A 19,154-nucleotide genomic window follows, 5' to 3' on the forward strand; every position below is an offset into this window, starting at 1 on the left:
CGGCACCTCCGTCGGATTCGGCGAAACAATGACACACCAAGCATCGCACAATTTCATTCTCGATTGACACACGTTGTGAGCAAATGAGAAAGTTTCCGCGTAACCTTCTCACCGAAATGAGGTCAACGATGACCGCTGTCGCGCCCGCCCCCGGCGGACCCGTCCCCGCGCCCCCGGCGGACTTCGTCGTCGAGGACTACATCGACGGCGTCTCCGCCTTCCTGGGCGGCACTGCCAACGTCATCATGCAGCTGGGTCTGCGGCCGGTGGCCTACGGGGTACTGGAGAGCGATGTCGACAGCGGCAAGGTGATGGTCCATCCGCTCAAGCGGCTGCGCACCACCCTCACCTATCTCGCCGTGGCGATGATGGGCAGCGAGGCCGAACGCGCCGCCTATCGCGACGCCGTCAACAGCTCGCATCGCACCATCCGGTCCAAGCCGTCCAGCCCGGTGAAGTACAACGCCTTCGACCCGACGCTACAGCTGTGGGTCGCGGCCTGCCTGTACTACGGTTTCGCCGATATGCTCGACAAGCTGCGCGGCGGCATCGACGACGCCACCGCCGACGCTTTCTACCAGCACAGCGTCCGGCTCGGCGCCACCTTGCAGATGCGCCAAGAGATGTGGCCTGCCGACCGCACGGCCTTCGACGAGTACTGGGAAACGAACCTGGCCGCCACCCGGATCGATCCGGTGATCCGCGACTACTTCAACGATCTGATCGACCTGAAGATGATGCCGCGGATCGTGCAGGTGCTGTTCGCGCGATTCCAGCGGTTCGTCGTCACCGGTGTGCTGCCGTGGCATCTGCGCCGCGAGATGGGCATGCGATGGTCGGCGCGCGATCAGCGCTGGTTCGACCGGCTGATGCGACTCATCGGCACGGTCGTCACCCGCTTGCCCGAGCGCGCGAGGATGTTTCCACTCAACTTCTACCTGTGGGATCTGCGCAGGCGGATGCGTAAGGGGCTTCCGCTGGTGTAAGCCGGTTCGGTCATCGGCCGGCGAGCGCTCGCAGGAAGAACCCCAGGTTCGCCGGGCGTTCGGCGAGTCGGCGCATGAGGTAGCCGTACCACTGGTTGCCGTAGGGCACATACACCCGCATGGTGTTTCCGGCGACGGCGATGCGGTCCTGTTCGTCGTCCCGGATGCCGTAGAGCATCTGGTATTCGACATCGCCCGCGCCGCGGCCGGTGTCGGCGAGCAACCAATCGGCGGCGGCGATCATTTCCGGATCGTGTGAGGCGACCATCGGATAGCCCTCACCACGCATCAGCACTTCCAGGCAACGCCGGTAGGAGGCGTCGACCTCGCCGCGGTGCTGATAGGCCACTTCTTCCGGTTCCCGGTAGGCGCCCTTGCACAACCGGATCCGGGAGCCGGGGCCTGCGAAGTCACGGCAGTCGGCTTCGGTGCGCCGCAGATAGGCCTGCAATACCGTGCCCAGCCACGGGAATTCGTCTCTGAGCTCGGCGACTGTGGCGAGGGTTGCGTCGGTGGTGGTGTGGTCCTCGGCGTCCACGGTCACCCAGATACCCGCCTGCACCGCCTTGGTGCACAGGGTCCGCAGGTTCTCGGCGGCGATGCCAGGACCGTCGTCGGGCAGCGCTTGACCGAGGGCCGAAAGCTTCACCGACACCTCGAGTGGCGCCGCGCCCGCCGCCCCGAGCGAAACATCCAGCGCCGACAGATCATTGAGCAGCGATAGGTATTCCGCCACCGCCGCATCGGCCTGCGCACGGTCGGTGGTGTTCTCGCCGAGGTAATCGACGCTGATGGCTCGTCCACTCGCCAGCAGCGTCCTGGCCACCGGAATCAGATCCGCCCTTGTCTCCCCCGCCACGAATCGCCGCACGATATCTGCGGTCACCGGCGTGCCGGTGACCAGACGTTTCATCCGCGGCGACCCGGCCGCGGCGAGAATGGCGGGCCGCAGCGGGTTCACGCCTGCGACCCCATATGCGGGTACCGGTGTTCGACCGGCGGTACGAAGGTCTCCTTGAGCACGCGCGGGGCCACCCAGCGCAGCAGGTTCAACGGCGAACCGGCCTTGTCGTCGGTGCCGGAAGATCGCGCACCGCCGAACGGCTGCTGCCCGACGACCGCACCGGTCGGCTTGTCGTTGACGTAGAAGTTGCCCGCCGCGAACCGCAGCGCGGCCGATGCCTGCTCGATCGCATGCCGGTCCCGGGCGAACACCGCACCGGTCAACGCGTACGGCGCCGCCGATTCCACCTCCGACAGCACCGTGGCGTAGGCGCCCGGCTCGGCGTCGTCGTAGATGTGCACCGACAGGATCGGTCCGAAATATTCGGTGGTGAAGGCCTCGTCGCGCGGATCGTCGGACAGCAGCACCGTCGGCCGGATGAACCAGCCTTCGCTGTCGTCGTAGCTGCCGCCGACCGGAATGCTCAGCCCCGCCGACCTGGCGCGTTCGATGGCGGCGACACTCTTGTCGTAGGCGCGCCGGTCGATCACCGCACCACCGAAGTTGGACAGATCCGCGATATCGCCGTAGCTGAGTTTTTCGGTCAGGCCAAAGAAGTCGTCGCCCATCTCCCGCCACAGCGACCGCGGGACGTACGCGCGGGAGGCCGCCGAACACTTCTGGCCCTGATACTCGTAGGCACCGCGCACCAACGCGGTGGTCAGCGCAGCGGGCTCGGCGGAAGCGTGCGCGACGATGAAATCCTTACCGCCGGTCTCCCCCACCAGCCGCGGATAGCCGTGGTAGTTACCGATATTCGCGCCGACCTGGCGCCACAGGAATTGGAAGGTCTTGGTGGAGCCGGTGAAGTGGATACCCGCCAGCCGCGGATCGGCCAGCGCCACCTCCGACAACTCCACGCCGTCACCGGTGACCATATTGATCACACCGGGTGGCAGTCCGGCCGCCTCCAGCAACCGCATCGTGTAGTACGCGGCCAGGGTCTGGGTGGGCGAGGGCTTCCACACCACCGTGTTGCCCATGAGCGCGGGCGCGGTCGGCAGGTTGCCCGCGATGGCGGTGAAGTTGAACGGGGTGATCGCGTAGACGAAGCCCTCTAGCGGCCGGTAGTCCATCCGATTCCAGACACCCGCGCTCGAGCGCGGCTGCTGTTCGAGGATCTCGCGTGCGAAGGCGACGTTGAATCGCCAGAAGTCGATCAGCTCGCAGGGGGCGTCGATCTCGGCCTGCTGCACCGATTTCGACTGGCCGAGCATGGTCGCCGCGGCCACCGTCTCCCGCCACGGACCCGACAGCAGGTCGGCCGCACGCAGCAGGACCGCTGCGCGTTCGTCGAAGGGCAGTGCGCGCCAGCCGGGCGCGGCGGCGATGGCGGCGTCGATGGCATCGCCGGCCTCGGCGTGGGTGATATCGGTGTAGGTGCCCAAGACCTGCCGATGCCGGTGGGGTGCGACGATCTCGTGCCCGGCGCCGATCCCTGGCCGGTGTTTACCACCGATGACCAGCGGTATCTCGACTGTCTCTGCGGAGATCTCGGCCAGCTTGCTCGCCAGCCGCTCCCGCTCGGGACTGCCCGGCGCGTAGGTGTGCACCGGTTCGTTTTCAGGGGCGGGGACAACCGTGACAGCGTCCATAACCAAGGCTAACTCCGGCGCGCAGCACAGCGCAGAAACCACGCCCACCTGCGTTTCGGGCGGCGGGTGGAGCTAGGAACCGGCGAGCCGGGCCGCTGCTTCGCCGATCCGCTCGTCGGTGGCCGTCAACGCGATCCGCACGTGCTCGGCACCGGCGGGCCCGTAGAAATCGCCGGGAGCGGCGAGGATGCCGCGCTCGGCTAGCCAGTCGAGGGTGGTGCGGCAGGGCTCACCGCGAGTGGACCACAGGTACAGGCCCGCCTCGGAATGGTCGATCCGGAATCCGGCGGCCAGCAGCGCGGTACGCAGGATGTCGCGGCGGGCGCGGTAACGCTCGCGCTGCTGGTTCTCGTGCGCGTCGTCACCGAGCGCAGCGGTCATCGCCGCCTGGATCGGGAACGGCACCATCATGCCGGAGTGCTTACGCACCTCGAGCAGTTCGGCGACAAGTTCCGGATCGCCGGTGACGAAGCCCGCCCGGTAGCTGGCCAAGTTCGACGTCTTCGACAGCGAATGCACGGCGAGCAGACCGGTGTGGTCACCGTCGCACACCTCGGGGTCGAGCACCGATACGGCCCGGCCTTCCCAGCTCAAACCCAGATAGCACTCGTCGGAGGCGACGATCGCCCCGCGTTCGCGGGCGAACGCGACCACCTTGCGCAGATGGTCGACACCGAGCACCTTGCCGGTCGGGTTCGACGGCGAGTTGAGATAGATCAGCGCAGGCGACTGCGGACCCAGCTGGGTCAGCCCGTCGGCGCGCGCGATCCTGGTGCCCGCGAGCAGCGCGCCCACCTCGTAGGTGGGGTAGGCGACCTCCGGGATGACCACCAGATCGGCGGCACCGAGCCCGAGCAACCGGGGCAGCCCGGCGATCAGTTCTTTCGTACCGATGACCGGCAGTACCGCGGCTTGGTTTATCCCGGTGATCCCGTACCGGCGCCGCAGCGCATCGACCGCCGCTTCACGCAGTGCGGTTGTGCCGTGCGTGGTCGGGTAACCGGGGACCTCAGCGACCGAGTTCAGCGCGGCGCGGATCAGCGGGTCGACCGGATCGACCGGCGTACCGACCGACAAATCGACGATCCCACCGGGATGCGCCGCGGCCTTGGCCTTCGCGCCGGCGATGGTGTCCCACGGAAAGTCCGGCAGCAGCGAGCTGACCCGCACGCGCGCCGCATTACCGGTATTCGACAACCCTGCGCTCACTCAGACGCCATGGGCGGCAGTTCCTTGATGAACGGCGGGTCGAAGTCGACCTTGCCGACCTTCGTCGCACCGCCGGGCGAACCCAGCTCATCGAAGAAGTCGACGTTGGCGTTGATGTAGCCGCTCCACTGATCCGGGGTGTCGTCCTCATAGAAGATCGCCTCGACCGGGCATACCGGCTCACACGCACCACAGTCCACGCACTCGTCGGGTTGGATGTACAGCATGCGGCCACCCTCGTAGATGCAATCCACGGGGCATTCCTCGATGCACGCCTTGTCCTTCACGTCAACGCACGGTTCAGCGATGATGTACGGCACTGCCGTTCTCCTAGTCTGTCCTCACCTCGGGGGTACTGCGCCCGGCACAAGTATCCCTGGCGCCCCACACGTTACCCTCGGTCAGCCTGCCCTAACTTCGGGCGGGGCTTCAGTGGATGGATAGTTCGAGTCCCGCGACGGGCCCGCGACCCGCGGGAACGCCGTAGGTGGTGGTGCGTTCACGCACCGGACGACCGATGCCCGAGGCGATCTCGGTGAGTTCCGCCACGGTCTTGGCCGACCCGTGCTGGGAGCCTGCCATCCGGGAGATGGTCTCCTCCATCAGCGTGCCACCGAGATCATTGGCTCCGCTTTGCAGCATCACCCTGGTACCGGTGGTACCCAATTTCACCCAGCTGGTCTGGATGTTGTCGATGCGCCCGTGCAGCATGATGCGGGCCAACGCGTGCACCGCCCGGTTGTCGCGGTTGGTCGGCCCCGGACGCGCCGCGCCCGCCAGGTACAGCGGGGCACTCTGATGCACGAACGGTAGCGGGACGAACTCGGTGAAACCGCCGGTGCGGTCCTGGATATCGCGCAGCACACGTAGGTGCCCGACCCAATGTGTCGGGTTGTCGACGTGGCCGTACATCATGGTGGAGCTGGAGCGAATCCCCACCTCGTGTGCGGTGGTGATGACCTCGATCCAGGCCGAGGCGGGCAGTTTGCCCTTGGTCAGCACCCAGCGCACCTCGTCGTCGAGGATTTCCGCGGCCGTGCCAGGGATGGTGTCGAGCCCGGCCTCTTTCAACGCCACCAGCCAGTCGCGCACGCTCTGCCCGCCGCGCGAGGCACCGTTGACGATTTCCATCGGGCTGAACGCGTGGACATGCATCGACGGCACCCGCGCCTTCACCGCCCGTACCAGATCCGCATACCCGGTGACCGGCAGATCAGGGTCGATCCCGCCCTGCATACACACCTCGGTGGCGCCGTCGACGTGCGCCTCCCAGGCGCGGTCGGCGACCTCACCTGTGCTCAGAGTGAATGCGTCGGCATCGCCCTTACGCTGCGCGAACGCACAGAAACGGCAGCCGGTGTAGCAGATATTGGTGAAGTTGATGTTCCGGTTCACCACGTAGGTGACGTCGTCGCCGGACACCTCGCGGCGCAGCCCGTCGGCCAGCGTGGCGACCGCCTCCAGATCGGCACCGTCGGCGGTGGCCAACGCCAGGTATTGCGCGTCGGACAGCCCCGCCGGATCGCGTTCGGCGGCGCGCAGGGCGTCGAGGACGTCGGCGTCCAGCCGCTCGGGGACCGCGGCCAGGTCACGGGCCTGCTCGCGCACGGTGTCCCAGTCGCCGAAGGCGCTGTTGAGATCGCTGCGGGTATCGGTATTGCGGCCGTCGGAATCGATGGCGGTATTGAGGTCTACGCGGCCCGCCGACTCCCAGGACTCGTCGGGCTCCTGCCACGGCAGCCCGACCGGCACCGTATCGGGCCTGGCCAGACCGGTCTCGGGGTCGGTGAGCGCGGCCACATGCGCACCGATCCGCGGATCCACCCACGGATTGCCCGCGAGTACATACTTCGGATGCGCGGAGGTGCGTTCGACCAGCTCGAAGCCTGCGGCGGCGGTGAGCTCGGCGAGGGTGTCGAGGTTGGGCCAGGGCCGCTCGGGGTTGACGTGATCCGGCGTCACCGGCGACACCCCGCCCCAGTCGTCGATACCCGCGTCGAGCAGGGCGGTGCATTCGGCCTGCGAGACCAGGTTCGGCGGCGCCTGCACCGGGACATCGGGGCCCAACAGCAGCCTGGTCACCGCGATGGTGGCCAGGAATTCGTCGATATTCGCGTCGGGGGTGTCGCGCATGGCGGTGTCGCCCTTGGCGCGGAAGTTCTGCACGATCACTTCCTGGATGTGCCCGAACGCCTTGTGCTGCTTACGGATCGCCATGATCGACTCGGCCCGCTCGGCCATGGTCTCGCCGATGCCGACCAGAATGCCGGTGGTATAGGGCACCGAGAGCCGTCCCGCGTCGGTGATGGCGCGCAGCCGGACCGCCGGATCCTTGTCCGGGCTGCCGTAGTGGCAGTTGCCCTTCTCGGTGAACAGCCTGGTCGCGGTGGTTTCCAGCATCATGCCCATGGACTGGGCGACCGGCTTGAGCCGAGAGATCTCCTCCCAGCTCATGACGCCGGGATTCAGATGCGGCAGCAGACCGGTCTCCTCGAGCACCAGGATCGATACCGCGCGCAGATAGTCGAGGGTCGAATCGTAGCCGCGCTCGTCGAGCCACTGCGCGGCCTCCGGCCAGCGGTCTTCCGGCCGGTCGCCGAGGGTGAACAGCGCTTCCTTACAGCCGAGGGCAGCGCCGCGGCGGGCGATATCGAGCACCTCGTCGGGTTCCAGGAACATGCCGCGACCTTCGGCGCGCAGCTTGCCCGGCACGGTGACGAAGGTGCAGTAGTGGCATTTGTCCCGGCACAGGTGGGTCAGCGGGATGAAGACATTGCGCGAATAGCTGATGGTGTTCGGGCGGCCCGCCGATTCCAGGCCCGCATCACGCACCCGCGCGGCGCTGCGACACAGATCGGCCAGGTCATCGCCGGTGGCGTGCAGCAATACCGCAGCCTCGTCGACGTTCAAGGTCACCCCGTCGCGCGCCCGCCGCAGAGCCCGGCGCATGGCCGATGGGCTCGGCGGTGGGGATGGAACGGTCGGCTCGGATAGGTCGATCACGCCCTCGATCATGCGCCACACATCCGGAACTGTCTCCCTCCAGGCTTGTGAGCGTTGACAACTCCCCCGGCGCGCGGGCTATTCCGGGCGCGGCGTGCCACGATGGCAATCATGACGCAGCCGCGCACGATCATGGCCGAGCCGGCCTGGCGTCCCAGTCCGAAGGCGAAGCTGCTGTGGACGCTGCAATCAGTGCTGGCCTGGCTGATCCCGCTGGTGGCGCTGCTGATCTGGGCGGCCTTCGATGCGGGTAACCGCTCGATGCAGGGCACCGTGACGGTGATTGTTCTTGTCGTCGCGGCCGTCAGTATCGGCGTGGTGCCGTGGTGGCGGTACCGCGTGCACCGCTGGGAGGTGACCGACCAGGCGGTGTACACCAGAGCGGGCTGGCTGACCCAGGAGAGCCGCGTGGCGCCGATCTCGCGCATCCAGACCGTCGATACCGAACGCGGGCCGCTGGAGCGGGCGCTCGGGCTGGCGACGGTGACTGTCACCACGGCGTCGTCGGCCGGGGCGGTGGAGATCAGCGGGCTGGAGCTTCCGGTGGCCGAGCAGACGGTGACCCGGCTGACCGAGATCGCGGCCAGGCACCGCGGGGACGCGACATGAGCGAGCGGAGCGAGCGGCGATCGAACACAGCCGAGCATTCGCTCGTGGCCGCGCCGAGCGCCAGCGAGGTGCGGTCATGAGCGAACAGCCCGGTCCGGATATCGATCGCCCCGCTGTCGAGCACCCCGTCGGCGACCATCCGGGATCGGACAGCGACCTGCCGTGGCTCCGGCTGGACAAGCGGATGCTGCTGGTACACCCGGTCGATGAGGTCATCCGTTTCATCCCGGTGCTGCTCGGTACGCTGATCCTCGGTACGAGCAGCGGCAACCACGTGTGGAGCGTCATCCCACTGATCGCGATCATCGCGTATGCGCTGACCCGCTGGTTCACCACCACCTACCGGGTCGGTCCGACCCACGTCGAGCTGCGGACGGGATTGTTGCAGCGCAAACGGCTGTCGGTGCCGCGGTCGCGCATCCGTTCGGTCGATATCGAAGCCGATCTGCTGCATCGGATACTCGGGCTCGCGGTGCTGGTCATCGGCACCGGACAGCACGCCGAATACGGGGAGAAGTTCCAGCTCAACGCCCTCGACGCGGATGTCGTGCCGTCGCTGCGGACCGAGCTGCTCGCGCATACCCGGGTGCCGCGGGTGGCCGCCGATGACCTCGAAGGGCCGCAGGCCGAATCGGAGGCCGTCGATCGGTTCGACAAGGCCGCGGTTCCGGCGGGCGAGTCACGCCAGGAGCGGGTCAGGGAGATCGGGCATTGGCGGCCGGCATGGGTGAAATACGCGCCGCTGTCACTGACCGGGTTCGCGATCGTCGCGCCGATCGTCGGTATCGGTTTCCAGTACGGACTCGGCGAGGTCGTGTTCCGATCCGATGCCGTGCATTCGGTCGAAGGCCGCGGTGTACTGCTGCTGACGCTGCTCGGGTTCGGCTTGGTGATCGCGGTGGTGCTGGTGATGAGCATCGCTGCCTGCGCGCACTATCTGGCGACGTATTTCGGCCTCCGCGTCACCGATAACGGTACGACCCTGCATCTGCGCTACGGCCTGTTCACCACCCGGCAGATCACCCTGGATCTGGCCAGGTTCCGCGGCGCCACCGTCAATGAGCCGCTTTTGCTGCGACTGGCCGGCGGTGCCGCCCTCGAGGCCATCATGACCGGCCAGAACTCGCGGCAGAAGATCCTACCGCAGGCTCCACGAGCCGCTGTCGATCGCACCCTCGCGCATCTGCTGAGCCCGCATGCGGCGAAGTATCCCAACGGGACCTCGCATGCGGCACGGCACGGAACCACCGCCGCACCGGCGCGTGCCAACGGAGCCGCTCTCGCCCCGCCGGGCTCCGACGCCATCGCGGCAGGCACGGTCGCCGGTCCCGCGATCGGCGCGGCACCCGGCCAGGTGGGCCTCACCCCGCACGGACCGGTCGCGCGCCGCCGCCGGTATACCCACGCCATGTGGCCGGTCCCGGTTATCGCGGCCCTGCAACTGCTGCCGATCCTTGCCGGAGAACCGATTTCGCCGTGGTGGTGGCTGCTGCCCGTTGCGCTGGCCCCGATCACGGCGGCACTGGCCGAAGACCGCTATCGCGGCCTCGGCCATGCCGTCCTGCCTGCCACCGCCATCTCACCCACCTGGTTGATCACGCGCTCGGGCTCCCTCGACCGCGACCGCGACTGCCTGGAAGCCCCCGGCATCATCGGCTGGACCGTCCGCCAGACGTTCTGGCAGCGCCGCTCCGGCCTCGCCACCGTCACCGCGGCCACCGCGGCGGGCAAGAAGCGCTATCACGTCATCGATCTACCGCTGGACCAGGCGTGGGCGCTGATCGATGCTGTGACGCCCGGCCGTCTGGGTGAACGTCCGGCCGGCCTTTCCGCCGACGGCGGGTTACACCCCTAGTCACGGCCTTGCTGTGCACGGCCGACCGATCGATCGGCCGGAACGACCCGCGTCAGCGACGGGCTGCCGTCTGCCCCACCTTCGGCCGGTTCGCCTGCAAGTAGACGTAGATCAGGGGCGGCGCCAGACCACACAGCATCAGCAGCAGGGTGCGGGCATCGCTGCCGAGCGCGACGTCACCGCCGGGGCCGGAACTGGCCGCGGCCAGGAACGCGATGGTCCACGCCACGATCGGCGCCAGCATGACTATCGGGCGGGTCGACACCGTACGCGCGCCGAGCACCAGCAGCACATTCACCACACCCGCGAGGAGCGCGGCGATCGGGAATGCGACGCTGCCGAGATACAGGGGCAGGTACAGGACCTCGAGGACCAGCGTGATCACCGCGTCAACGACCAGCGCGATCATGATGAGTGCGCCGAGCGCGATGTTCACGGGCCTGGACAGTCGGAGCCGGGACCGCGGCGGGGCCGGTTCGCCCGCCTGGTCGTCCACTGTGGCGGTCACGCGACCGGCGGGTAGCCGAGCAGCGTCAGCAGATGGCTCTGCATGTCGACGAACGCGTACAGCACCGACATGTAGAGCTCGTGTTGCTGTTGCGCGCCGGGACGCAGGCTTTCCACGAATGCCACGATGGCGTTCTGGAGCTCCCAGTTGTACATGCGATCGAGTTTAGGCGGGGGCGGCGAACAGATCGTGCTCACGTCCGTCCGCCCCTGCCGCCCCGCGCTTGCCCCGGACCAGCACGAAATGTTCCTCGGGCAGCACCGGCTGGGCGATATCGTTCGACAGCGCGAATTCGCGCCCCGAGGGTGCGACGCTGACCTGAGTGGCATGGGCGCGCAGCGCGGCTCGCTTCTCGGCGAGCACATCCGAGACGTCGATCGTGGTGGTGACGGTGCCGCTCGGCACACAGGCCAGCTCACCCTCGGCGGGCAGCCGCCAGCCGGGCGGCAGTGCGCCGGGCAACTCGTCGACGGTGCGGCGGGCCAGCGCCTCGGTGTGCAGGCGCAGCATGTCGGCGTCGGTCACGGTCCAATAGAACTTCGGTGTATCCCAGCCCCGTTCGGCTGCCTCGCGCACCGCGGCGGTGGTGATCTCGTGCGCGCGAACATGATCCGGATGACCGTAGCCGCCATGGGGGTCGTAGCCGACCACCACCTGCGGCCGCAGCTCCAGCAGTATCTCGGTCAGTGCGCCGACCGCCGCCGCGCCCGACCGGACGAACGCGCGCGGATGCTCGGCGCTCGGCGTCCCCGCCATACCGGAATCGCGCCAACGGCCGGCGCCGCCGAGAAATCGGGGCGGTGCCGCGTCGAGTTCGGCCAGGGCGCGAGTGAGCTCGAGGATCCGGTAGCCGCCGAGCTGGTCGGCGTGGCCGGCGGTGAGCTGCGCCCACTGCTCACCGATCACCTCGCCCTCCTCACCGAGCGTGCAGGTCACCACCGTGACCGGAATCCCGCGACGGCGATAGTGCGCGATGGTGCCGCCGGTGGTGATGGATTCGTCGTCGGGGTGGGCGTGCACCAGCAGCAGGCCGCCGGTTGCGGTATCGGTCATCCGACGCGTCGCCAGTTCGCCGCGTCGCCGAAGATGCCGACCTGGATGGCGCCGCTGAGCGAGGCACCGTCCACCGACGGTCCGGACGCTGCGACCACGTTGTCCTGCACGATCGGCAACACCGTCGCCGCCGCCCACAGCCTCGGTTCGGCCCCGGCGAGTACCTTGGCGGTCTCGAAACCCACCAGTGCCCCGTCGATCGCCGGCTGCGCACCCGGATCACAGACACCGGACAGGTTGCTCGGCGCCAGCCGGACCACCTCGGCATCCGGCTCCTGATCCTCCCCATCCGGCCCAGGCGCCTGCACCGGCGGGCAGCCGTAGCGCGACGCCAGCACGGTAGCCGGGTCCGAGCCCGCTACCTCCCAGCCGACGATGGCGTCGATGGTGCCTTCGACCAGTTCCTTGCCGTACAGCTCGTCGCCGGGGACGCTGCGCACGGTGGCGTCGATACCCGCGCTGCGCAACTGATCGGCGGCAGTATTGGCGACCGCGAGCGCGGTGGCGTCATTGGCGACGGCGCCGATGCGGATGGTGAGCGATTTGCCGTCCTTGGCGACCGGCCGGGGGCGCGGTGCGGGCGAGGTCGCCGAGACCGCCGGCGGCGGCTCGGGCGCACGGCCGAACCCGGATTCGGCCAGCAGCGCGAACGCATCATCCTGGCTCGGAGGCGGCGGCGCGGTCGGCACATAGCCCGGATCGGACGGCGAAAGCACTTGTGCGCGTACCGGTTCCACCCAGCCACCGGTCTGTGCGCCGACCGTGGCCAGCAGCGCGGGGTCCAGCAGCGCCAGTACCGCGGTGCGCACCCGTGGGTCGACGAGATCCCCGCTGCGGCCGTTGAGGACGAACTGCAACTCACGCGCCTGCGGCATGATCGCGGTGCGCACCGACGGGATCGCCGCCAGCTGCGCCTGGGTCGCGACACCACCATGTACCAGCGCCATCTGTGCGTCACCGGTGCGCAGCGAATCGGCGACCTGGGCGGGGGTTCCGCCGCGGCGCAACAGAATCTGATCCGGAACCGCGGGCTTACCCCAGTACCGGTCATTGCGTTCGAGCAGAATCTCGTCGCGGCCCTGATCAGCGGATTTGATCTTGAAGCTGCCGCCGGATACCGCGATGCCCTCGGCCAGGGTGCGTTCGAAGCCGCCCGGCGAATCCTTCACCAGATGCGAGGGCAGCAGATTCGCGAACAGCTGACGCCACGCCGGATACGGCGCCGCCATTGTGACGGTGACGGTCTTACCGCCTGCCGTTGAGGCGACATCGGTGATGAGCCGGTACCCCGCCGGATCCACCACACCGGGCTGGGTCGTCATCTGCCGCCACAGGAACCGGAAATCCTCCGCGGCGATCGGCGCGCCATCGGACCAGTTGGCCTGATTGCGCAGCTTGTAGGTGATGGTGAACGGCTGCTGCGAGGTCACTTCGGCCTGCTCGACCAGTGCCGAATCGGGTACCCACAACGTCCCGCCCGGCACCGCCGGATCGGGCACCGGACGAAACGGGCTCGGCAGCACCATCGAGCTCACCGCCGCCGTCGCGGGCGACTGGTCCGAGCGCAGATGCGGATTGAACCCGATGCCGATGTCGTCGATGGCCACCACAACGGTGCTCTTACCCGGCTCGGCAGGTGTCGTCTTCGGGCTGTCGGTGCTCTCGATGGGCGGCGGGGGGTTCGCGGTACAACCGGCGACCACCGGCAGCAACGCCGTCATCACCACAAGCATTGCGCGCCACACAGCGCGCCGTCGCGCCCCCGAATTCACCCTCGGCACTCTACCTCGCCACCTCGCGCTCGGCCGTCCACGCGAAACCGCCGGGCGCTCGGCCCGGCGGTTTCGGTGTCTGACGATCGGTTTTGCCTCTGTCCGAACGCAGTGTTACTGCGCGGCCGCCCGGTCACGAGCCTTACGGCGCGACAGTTCACGAGCCCGGTCGTTGGCGGCGAGCACGACCTTGCGCACCCGAACGACCTCGGGGGTGACCTCGACGCACTCGTCGGCGGCACAGAACTCCATGGCGCCCTCGAGGTCGAGCTGCAGCGGCTTGGCCAGCGTCTCCATCACATCGGCCGTGGAGGACCGCATGTTGGTGAGCTTCTTCTCACGGGTGACGTTGATGTCGAGATCCTCGGCCCGCGGGTTGATGCCGACGACCATGCCCTCGTAGGTATCCGCACCCGGCTCCACGAAGAACTGGCCACGGTCGGCGAGCTGGATCATGGCGAACGGGGTGACGCTGCCCGCGCGGTCGGAAACCAGCGAACCGGTGTGGCGCGCCCGGATCTCGCCCGCCCACGGTGCGTAACCGTGGAAGACGGCGTTGGCGATGCCGGTGCCACGGGTCTCGGTGAGGAAGTCGGTACGGAAACCGATCAGGCCACGCGAGGGCACGATGAACTCCATGCGCACCCACCCGGCGGCGTGGTTGTTCATCTGGACCATCTTGCCCTTGCGGGCGGCCAGCAGCTGGGTGATCGCACCGAGGTACTCATCGGGGCAGTCGATGGTCAGCTCTTCGTACGGCTCGTGCACCTTGCCGTCGACCTGACGGGTCACCACCTGCGGCTTACCGACGGTCAGTTCGAAGCCCTCGCGGCGCATCTGCTCGACCAGAATGGCAAGCGCCAGCTCACCACGGCCCTGCACCTCCCAGGCGTCGGGGCGGCCGATATCGAGCACCCGCAGCGAGACGTTGCCGACCAGTTCCTGATCCAGCCGCGACTTCACCATGCGGGCGGTCAGCTTGTGGCCCTGCACCCGGCCGACCAGCGGCGAGGTGTTGGTGCCGATGGTCACCGAGATGGCGGGCTCGTCGACGCTGATGCGCGGCAGCGCCACCGGCTCGTCCGGATCGGCGAGGGTGTCGCCGATCATGATCTCCGGGATGCCCGCGACGGCGACGATATCGCCCGCGACGGCCACCTCGCCCGGCTGACGCTCGACGCCGATGGTCTGCAGCAGCTCGGTGATCTTCACGTTCTTGATGCCGTCGGCATGCATCCAGGCCACGTTCTGGCCCTTGCGCAGCTCGCCGTTGTGGATGCGGACCAGCGCGAGACGGCCGAGGAAGGCCGAGGCGTCGAGGTTGGTGACGTGAGCCTGCAGCGGGGCGGTCGCGTCACCCTTGGGGGCGGGGATGTTCTCGAGCAGCACCTCGAACAGGGCGTCGAGGTTATCCGCGTCGGGGGCCTGGCCGTTGTCCGGCGCCACCTTCGACGCCTTGCCCTCACGACCGGAGGCGTAGAGGACGGGAAGGTCGAGGGCCAGTTCGGCGGCCTCGGCGGCGTCATCGTCCAGGTCGGAGGCCAGGTCGAGCAGTAGATCGTGGCTCTCCTCGACGACCTCGGTGATCCGGGCGTCGGGACGGTCGGTCTTGTTCACCACCAGGATCACCGGCAGCGAGGCGGCCAGCGCCTTGCGCAGCACGAACCGGGTCTGCGGCAGCGGCCCCTCGGAGGCGTCGACCAGCAGCACGACACCGTCGACCATCGACAGGCCGCGTTCGACCTCACCACCGAAGTCGGCGTGGCCTGGGGTGTCGATGACGTTGATGACGGTCACCGAGCCGTCGGCATTGTGCCGGTGCACCGCGGTGTTCTTGGCGAGAATGGTGATGCCCTTCTCGCGTTCCAGGTCACCCGAGTCCATGACCCGGTCGACCAGTTCGGCCCGCTCGGCGAAGGCGCCGGATTGGCGAAGCATGGCGTCGACCAACGTCGTTTTACCGTGGTCGACGTGGGCCACGATGGCGACGTTGCGAAAATCGCGTGCAGACGACACGCTTGTTCCTCCTGCTGTTGGGTAGATGGTGGCGACGGTGCTCTGCAAACAGGTGGAGAATGGAACTCACCGGGCATCGCGGCCAGATACACCCTACCGGCACCCAGGTGCACCTGGGATCCCACATTCGACTAAGGGTAGGCTTACTCGCCATGGGTAAGGTCAAGGCAAAGAAGGTGTCGAGCCTCAAGCCGAAGAAGAAGTGCTGTCGGAAGAAGACGCGCTGCCTGAAGTGCCCTGTGGTCATCATGCGGATGAAACGCCTGGAAGCGGCGGGTGTCACCGGCAAAGATCTGAAGAAGGGCCTGAAGAAGGCGCGTGCCGCCTGAGGATTTCCCAACCCCGGCCATGATCGTGCGCAAGCGGGGTACAACGAGACAATGACCACTACCCCATTGCTCTCCGACACCGAAATATCCGGGGCACTCGCCTCGCTACCCGAGTGGACCCGTTCCGGGGATTCCATTTCGCGCACCATCAAGGCGGCCACCTTTCCGGCCGGTATCGAACTGGTGCGCCGGGTCGCCGTCGCGGCCGAAGCCGCGAATCATCACCCCGATATCGATATTCGCTGGCGAAAAGTCACCTTCACCCTGTCGACGCACAGCGAAGGCGGACTCACCGCGTTGGATGTGGCGCTGGCTCATGAGATAGACGGGCTGGCCGCGCAGTCCGCGTGAGCAGCCGCGGTGAGCAGATGATCCAGACGAACATCGCCAGCACGCCGATGACGTCGACCGTCCCCAGCCAGGACAGCACCCACGGCCTGGGGATGGTCCAAATCGAGTCCTGGAAGAACGACAGCACCCACGGTGCGCCGACCAGCGCGGTCACCAGCCAGTAGCCCGCGAAGACGCGCGCCCCCGGCACCTCGCGCAGCGGCCCGTACAGCAGCCACAGCACCGTCGGCAGCAGCCAGACCCAGTGGTGTGACCATGAGATCGGCGAGACGAGCAACCCGAACAGCTGCACCATCAGCAGCGTGCCGAGCCGGTCGTCGGGCCCGAGCGCACGCCAGGCGAGCACCGCGAGCACCGCAACGAGGACGACCGAGGCCAGCCACCACGGCCCGGTCTCGACGTCGTAGCCGAGCAACCGGCTCAGCGCGCCACGCAGCGACTGATTCCAGACCGATCCGACAGGCCCGATCCGGTCGGCGTCACCGAGCAGGGTGCCGAAGTAGCGCCGGGTCTCACCGGCCGAGATGAGAAAGCTGAGTCCGACGGTCGCGCCGAAGACGGCCGCCGACCACACCACCGTCAGCCAGCGTCGCCGGGCGAGGAAATACAGTCCGCTGATCGCGGGCGTGAGTTTGATACCCGCGACGACACCGATGAGCGTGCCCGAAATCCACCAGCGCGCACTGCGCACCGCGAGCATCACCGCGAACACCAGGAAGACGTTGACCTGCCCGTAGTCCATGGTGGTGCGCACCGGCTCCAGCCACAGCCCGATCGCGGTCCAGGTGATCGACGCCGTACGCCAACCCGGCTGCCGCGCGGTCTCGGCGCCGAGCAGCAGTTCCAGCGCGATCCGCACGATGCCGTACAGCGCCGCGGCAATCGCCAGCAGCCACGCGATGGCGACCAGCGTGAACGGCAGGTAGTGCAGCGGGAAGAACACCACGGCGGCGAACGGCGGATAAGTGAACGGCAGCGGGAAATCCGGCGTCTTCTCCGCGTAGGTGAAGTCGTAGAGCTTATCGGTGAGCAGTGCCGCCGAGCCGTCGACGTAGACGTGCAGGTCGACCAGGTTCATTCCGTTCGGTGCGAAGAGCATCCACAACAAACGGGCGAGCACCGTCGCGACCAGCGCAGCCACCGCCCAGCGGGTGTGCGTGGCCCAGCGGTGCGGTTCGGCCGATCGGGCCGGCACGGCGGGCGGACGTACGTCCGTCCGAGCGCTCTGCGGGTTCAAATGCGGGACTTTCGATTCGGCCGGGGCTGCCGATCGGCGATTCGGCGGCCTGGAGTGGAAGGCTCCGACTACATTAACCGCAGCGAGGGCCGACACCACGCCGCACCTGGCACACTCACCCTCGAACCACAAGTAACATTTACATCAACATCCCCACCAGTAACATCGATCGGCGCTACCTTCTGATAACACGTTCGTCCACGGCGCGCATTTCCGGCACCGCTGCTGTACAACGTGCGGCGTTGTCCTTAGAGTGACCCCGAAACGACGGCTTTTCAGCGTCGACCAGATGTACCCGAGGTAAGGACGGCAAGACCAGTGCTTCGCACCCGAGGATCGCGGATCGCCTTGTCCGCGCTCGCCATTACGGCGAGCGCCATGCTCGCCGCGCCCGCGACGTCCGTCGCGGCTCCGGCCCCGGCTCCCGCCGCGGTGCCGAACAGCGTCCCCATGGTTCCCGAGGGCGTCCCCGTGGACGCGCTCGCCGCCCTGACGCCTGCCATCGTCGGCCAGATCGCGGCCGCCGAGATCGCGAGCCCGCAGGCCACGCTGCTCGACCAGGCCAAAGCGCTGCTGGCCACCCTGAATCTGCCGCCGCAGATCAAGGCGACGCTGGAACGCATCATCAAGTTCCTCGACGGTAGTGGCGGCGGAGGCCCCGACCTACCGGAGCAGGGACCGGCCATCGCGCAGTTCCTGTACCCGACCATCGGTAAGGGCTGTATCTCCGCCTCCGCCGATTCGGTCGGCACCGCTCTCGCGGTTCCCGGCCCGGCGCAGCTGCCCCCGCCCGGACCGCAGGCCGGCCAGACCGGCTTCGTGTTCACCGCGCTCGGCACCAAGTCGCCGACCGATGTGCAGAACCCGCCGATGACGGTGCAGTGGCTCAACCTCGACACCCGCCAGTCCGGTGTCCAGCCGCTGACCAACGAGGCGAAGATCAACCCGGATGGCCCGGCCACCCTGTCCGCCATCGCGAACACCGGCTCCGGCCGGATCGTCGCGGTGATCGGCGGTTCGCTGACCACCCAGGCTGCCGACGCCGAACCGCGCACCTGCAACTTCCTGCCGACGCTGGGTTTCTTCACCGTGGCTTGAGTTTTTGCTCTTCGAGGCCCGGCAGCATCGCTGCCGGGCCTCGTTGCCGTTCAGAGCGGTTCTGACCATGGCATGGTCAATGGTTAACGAATCGCGGAACACCTCTCCCGAACCGCCCATCGCATGTGGTAGACCGAAGCAATGGCGACTATCGAGCGTTCGATGAAGTCCCGCGATTCGGTCCGCAGCCGGCGTTCACGCCGGTCGATTCTGTCCATCCGGTCCGAAGGTTCGATCCTGTCCATCGGCTCCGCCTACTCGATCCTGTCCATCGGCAGCGTCGGGTCGGTGCTGTCGATCGGTTCGGTGGGCTCGTTCGCCTCGGTGATCTCGTCGGGGTCATTCGCCAGCCTCGGTTCGGCGCTGTCCGGGCTGTCTCGCTGGTCGCTGTTGTCCTGGCTGGGTAACCACGAGGCACCGGAAACCAGGCCCGCGTTGCGCGTGGTGCCCGATGACGAGCCGGATCTGCGGGTGGCGCCGGTCTGCCACTGCCAGACATAACGGCGGCTGTCCGCCCTGACGACCGACGA

At 67.8% G+C, this 19,154-nt stretch carries 18 protein-coding genes; 7 read left to right on the forward strand and 11 right to left on the reverse strand.

Translation table 11 applies throughout. The features are described from left to right. The first annotated feature begins 128 nt into the window (after nt 1–128). Complete coding sequence (locus tag GV792_RS12110) at nt 129–986, forward strand: oxygenase MpaB family protein (RefSeq protein ID WP_163824161.1); 858 nt, start codon at nt 129–131, stop codon at nt 984–986. 10 nt (nt 987–996) lie between these two features. On the opposite strand, the gene GV792_RS12115 is transcribed toward GV792_RS12110, so the two are convergent. The 5 genes from GV792_RS12115 to GV792_RS12135 all read right to left on the reverse strand — a co-directional run bounded on the left by GV792_RS12115 (nt 997) and on the right by GV792_RS12135 (nt 7,808). Continuing rightward, nucleotides 997–1,899, reverse strand: a complete 903-nt coding sequence (locus tag GV792_RS12115) for a proline dehydrogenase family protein (RefSeq protein ID WP_256668415.1) — start codon at nt 1,897–1,899, stop codon at nt 997–999. Nucleotides 1,900–1,943: 44 nt separating this feature from the next. Further along, nucleotides 1,944–3,584 (reverse strand): L-glutamate gamma-semialdehyde dehydrogenase, encoded by a 1,641-nt coding sequence (gene pruA / locus GV792_RS12120; protein WP_163824163.1) that lies wholly within the window; start codon nt 3,582–3,584, stop codon nt 1,944–1,946. Nucleotides 3,585–3,656: 72 nt separating this feature from the next. Beyond that, nucleotides 3,657–4,754: a succinyldiaminopimelate transaminase gene (gene dapC / locus GV792_RS12125; protein WP_175582965.1), complete on the reverse strand. Its 1,098-nt coding sequence runs from the start codon at nt 4,752–4,754 to the stop codon at nt 3,657–3,659. 35 nt (nt 4,755–4,789) lie between these two features. Beyond that, entirely contained in the window at nt 4,790–5,113 is a 324-nt protein-coding gene (gene fdxA / locus GV792_RS12130; RefSeq protein WP_163824164.1) for a ferredoxin, read from the reverse strand. Between the two features lie 109 nt (nt 5,114–5,222). After that, nucleotides 5,223–7,808, reverse strand: coding sequence for a bifunctional FO biosynthesis protein CofGH (locus GV792_RS12135; RefSeq protein WP_163824165.1), 2,586 nt, complete (start codon nt 7,806–7,808; stop codon nt 5,223–5,225). A gap of 99 nt (nt 7,809–7,907) precedes the next feature. Here GV792_RS12135 and GV792_RS12140 point away from each other — a divergent pair, with 99 nt between their 5' ends. Together GV792_RS12140 and GV792_RS12145 are read left to right on the forward strand one after the other, a co-directional pair. Then, complete coding sequence (locus tag GV792_RS12140) at nt 7,908–8,405, forward strand: PH domain-containing protein (protein WP_163824166.1); 498 nt, start codon at nt 7,908–7,910, stop codon at nt 8,403–8,405. 76 nt (nt 8,406–8,481) lie between these two features. Next, nucleotides 8,482–10,260 (forward strand): PH domain-containing protein, encoded by a 1,779-nt coding sequence (locus GV792_RS12145; RefSeq protein WP_163824167.1) that lies wholly within the window; start codon nt 8,482–8,484, stop codon nt 10,258–10,260. A 52-nt stretch (nt 10,261–10,312) separates the two neighbouring features. Here the strand turns inward: GV792_RS12145 and GV792_RS12150 are convergent, their stop codons facing one another. The 5 genes from GV792_RS12150 to typA all read right to left on the reverse strand — a co-directional run bounded on the left by GV792_RS12150 (nt 10,313) and on the right by typA (nt 15,609). Further along, nucleotides 10,313–10,768 (reverse strand): hypothetical protein, encoded by a 456-nt coding sequence (locus GV792_RS12150; RefSeq protein ID WP_163824168.1) that lies wholly within the window; start codon nt 10,766–10,768, stop codon nt 10,313–10,315. Then, on the reverse strand, nt 10,765–10,923 hold the full coding sequence (locus GV792_RS29025) for a hypothetical protein (protein WP_175582958.1): 159 nt from the start codon (nt 10,921–10,923) through the stop codon (nt 10,765–10,767). Before GV792_RS29025 ends, GV792_RS12150 begins: the two co-directional genes overlap by 4 nt. A 10-nt stretch (nt 10,924–10,933) precedes the next feature. Further along, the gene (gene mshB, locus GV792_RS12155) at nt 10,934–11,821 is read right to left on the reverse strand and encodes an N-acetyl-1-D-myo-inositol-2-amino-2-deoxy-alpha-D-glucopyranoside deacetylase (RefSeq protein WP_163824169.1); all 888 of its coding nucleotides are present in this window, start codon (nt 11,819–11,821) and stop codon (nt 10,934–10,936) included. Next, the gene (locus tag GV792_RS12160) at nt 11,818–13,554 is read right to left on the reverse strand and encodes an ABC transporter family substrate-binding protein (RefSeq protein ID WP_178124425.1); all 1,737 of its coding nucleotides are present in this window, start codon (nt 13,552–13,554) and stop codon (nt 11,818–11,820) included. The genes mshB and GV792_RS12160 overlap by 4 nt, the downstream gene beginning before the upstream one ends. Before the next feature lie 153 nt (nt 13,555–13,707). Beyond that, nucleotides 13,708–15,609, reverse strand: coding sequence for a translational GTPase TypA (gene typA / locus GV792_RS12165; RefSeq protein WP_163824171.1), 1,902 nt, complete (start codon nt 15,607–15,609; stop codon nt 13,708–13,710). 152 nt (nt 15,610–15,761) lie between these two features. Between typA and GV792_RS29030 the strand changes: the two genes are divergently transcribed. Continuing rightward, nucleotides 15,762–15,938 (forward strand): hypothetical protein, encoded by a 177-nt coding sequence (locus GV792_RS29030; RefSeq protein ID WP_175583204.1) that lies wholly within the window; start codon nt 15,762–15,764, stop codon nt 15,936–15,938. Between the two features lie 51 nt (nt 15,939–15,989). Then, complete coding sequence (locus tag GV792_RS12170; protein WP_163824172.1) at nt 15,990–16,289, forward strand: 4a-hydroxytetrahydrobiopterin dehydratase; 300 nt, start codon at nt 15,990–15,992, stop codon at nt 16,287–16,289. Here the strand turns inward: GV792_RS12170 and GV792_RS12175 are convergent. Next, entirely contained in the window at nt 16,228–17,484 is a 1,257-nt protein-coding gene (locus tag GV792_RS12175; protein ID WP_163824173.1) for a mannosyltransferase, read from the reverse strand. The genes GV792_RS12170 and GV792_RS12175 overlap by 62 nt on opposite strands. A 360-nt stretch (nt 17,485–17,844) precedes the next feature. Between GV792_RS12175 and GV792_RS12180 the strand changes: the two genes are divergently transcribed. Beyond that, the gene (locus GV792_RS12180) at nt 17,845–18,624 is read left to right on the forward strand and encodes an Rv1157c family protein (protein ID WP_163824174.1); all 780 of its coding nucleotides are present in this window, start codon (nt 17,845–17,847) and stop codon (nt 18,622–18,624) included. A 141-nt stretch (nt 18,625–18,765) separates the two neighbouring features. Beyond that, nucleotides 18,766–19,125 (forward strand): hypothetical protein, encoded by a 360-nt coding sequence (locus GV792_RS12185; RefSeq protein ID WP_163824175.1) that lies wholly within the window; start codon nt 18,766–18,768, stop codon nt 19,123–19,125. Nucleotides 19,126–19,154: the final 29 nt, after the last annotated feature.

This window comes from Nocardia cyriacigeorgica (assembly GCF_010868145.1).
GTDB classification, from domain to species: Bacteria; Actinomycetota; Actinomycetes; order Mycobacteriales; family Mycobacteriaceae; genus Nocardia; species Nocardia cyriacigeorgica_D.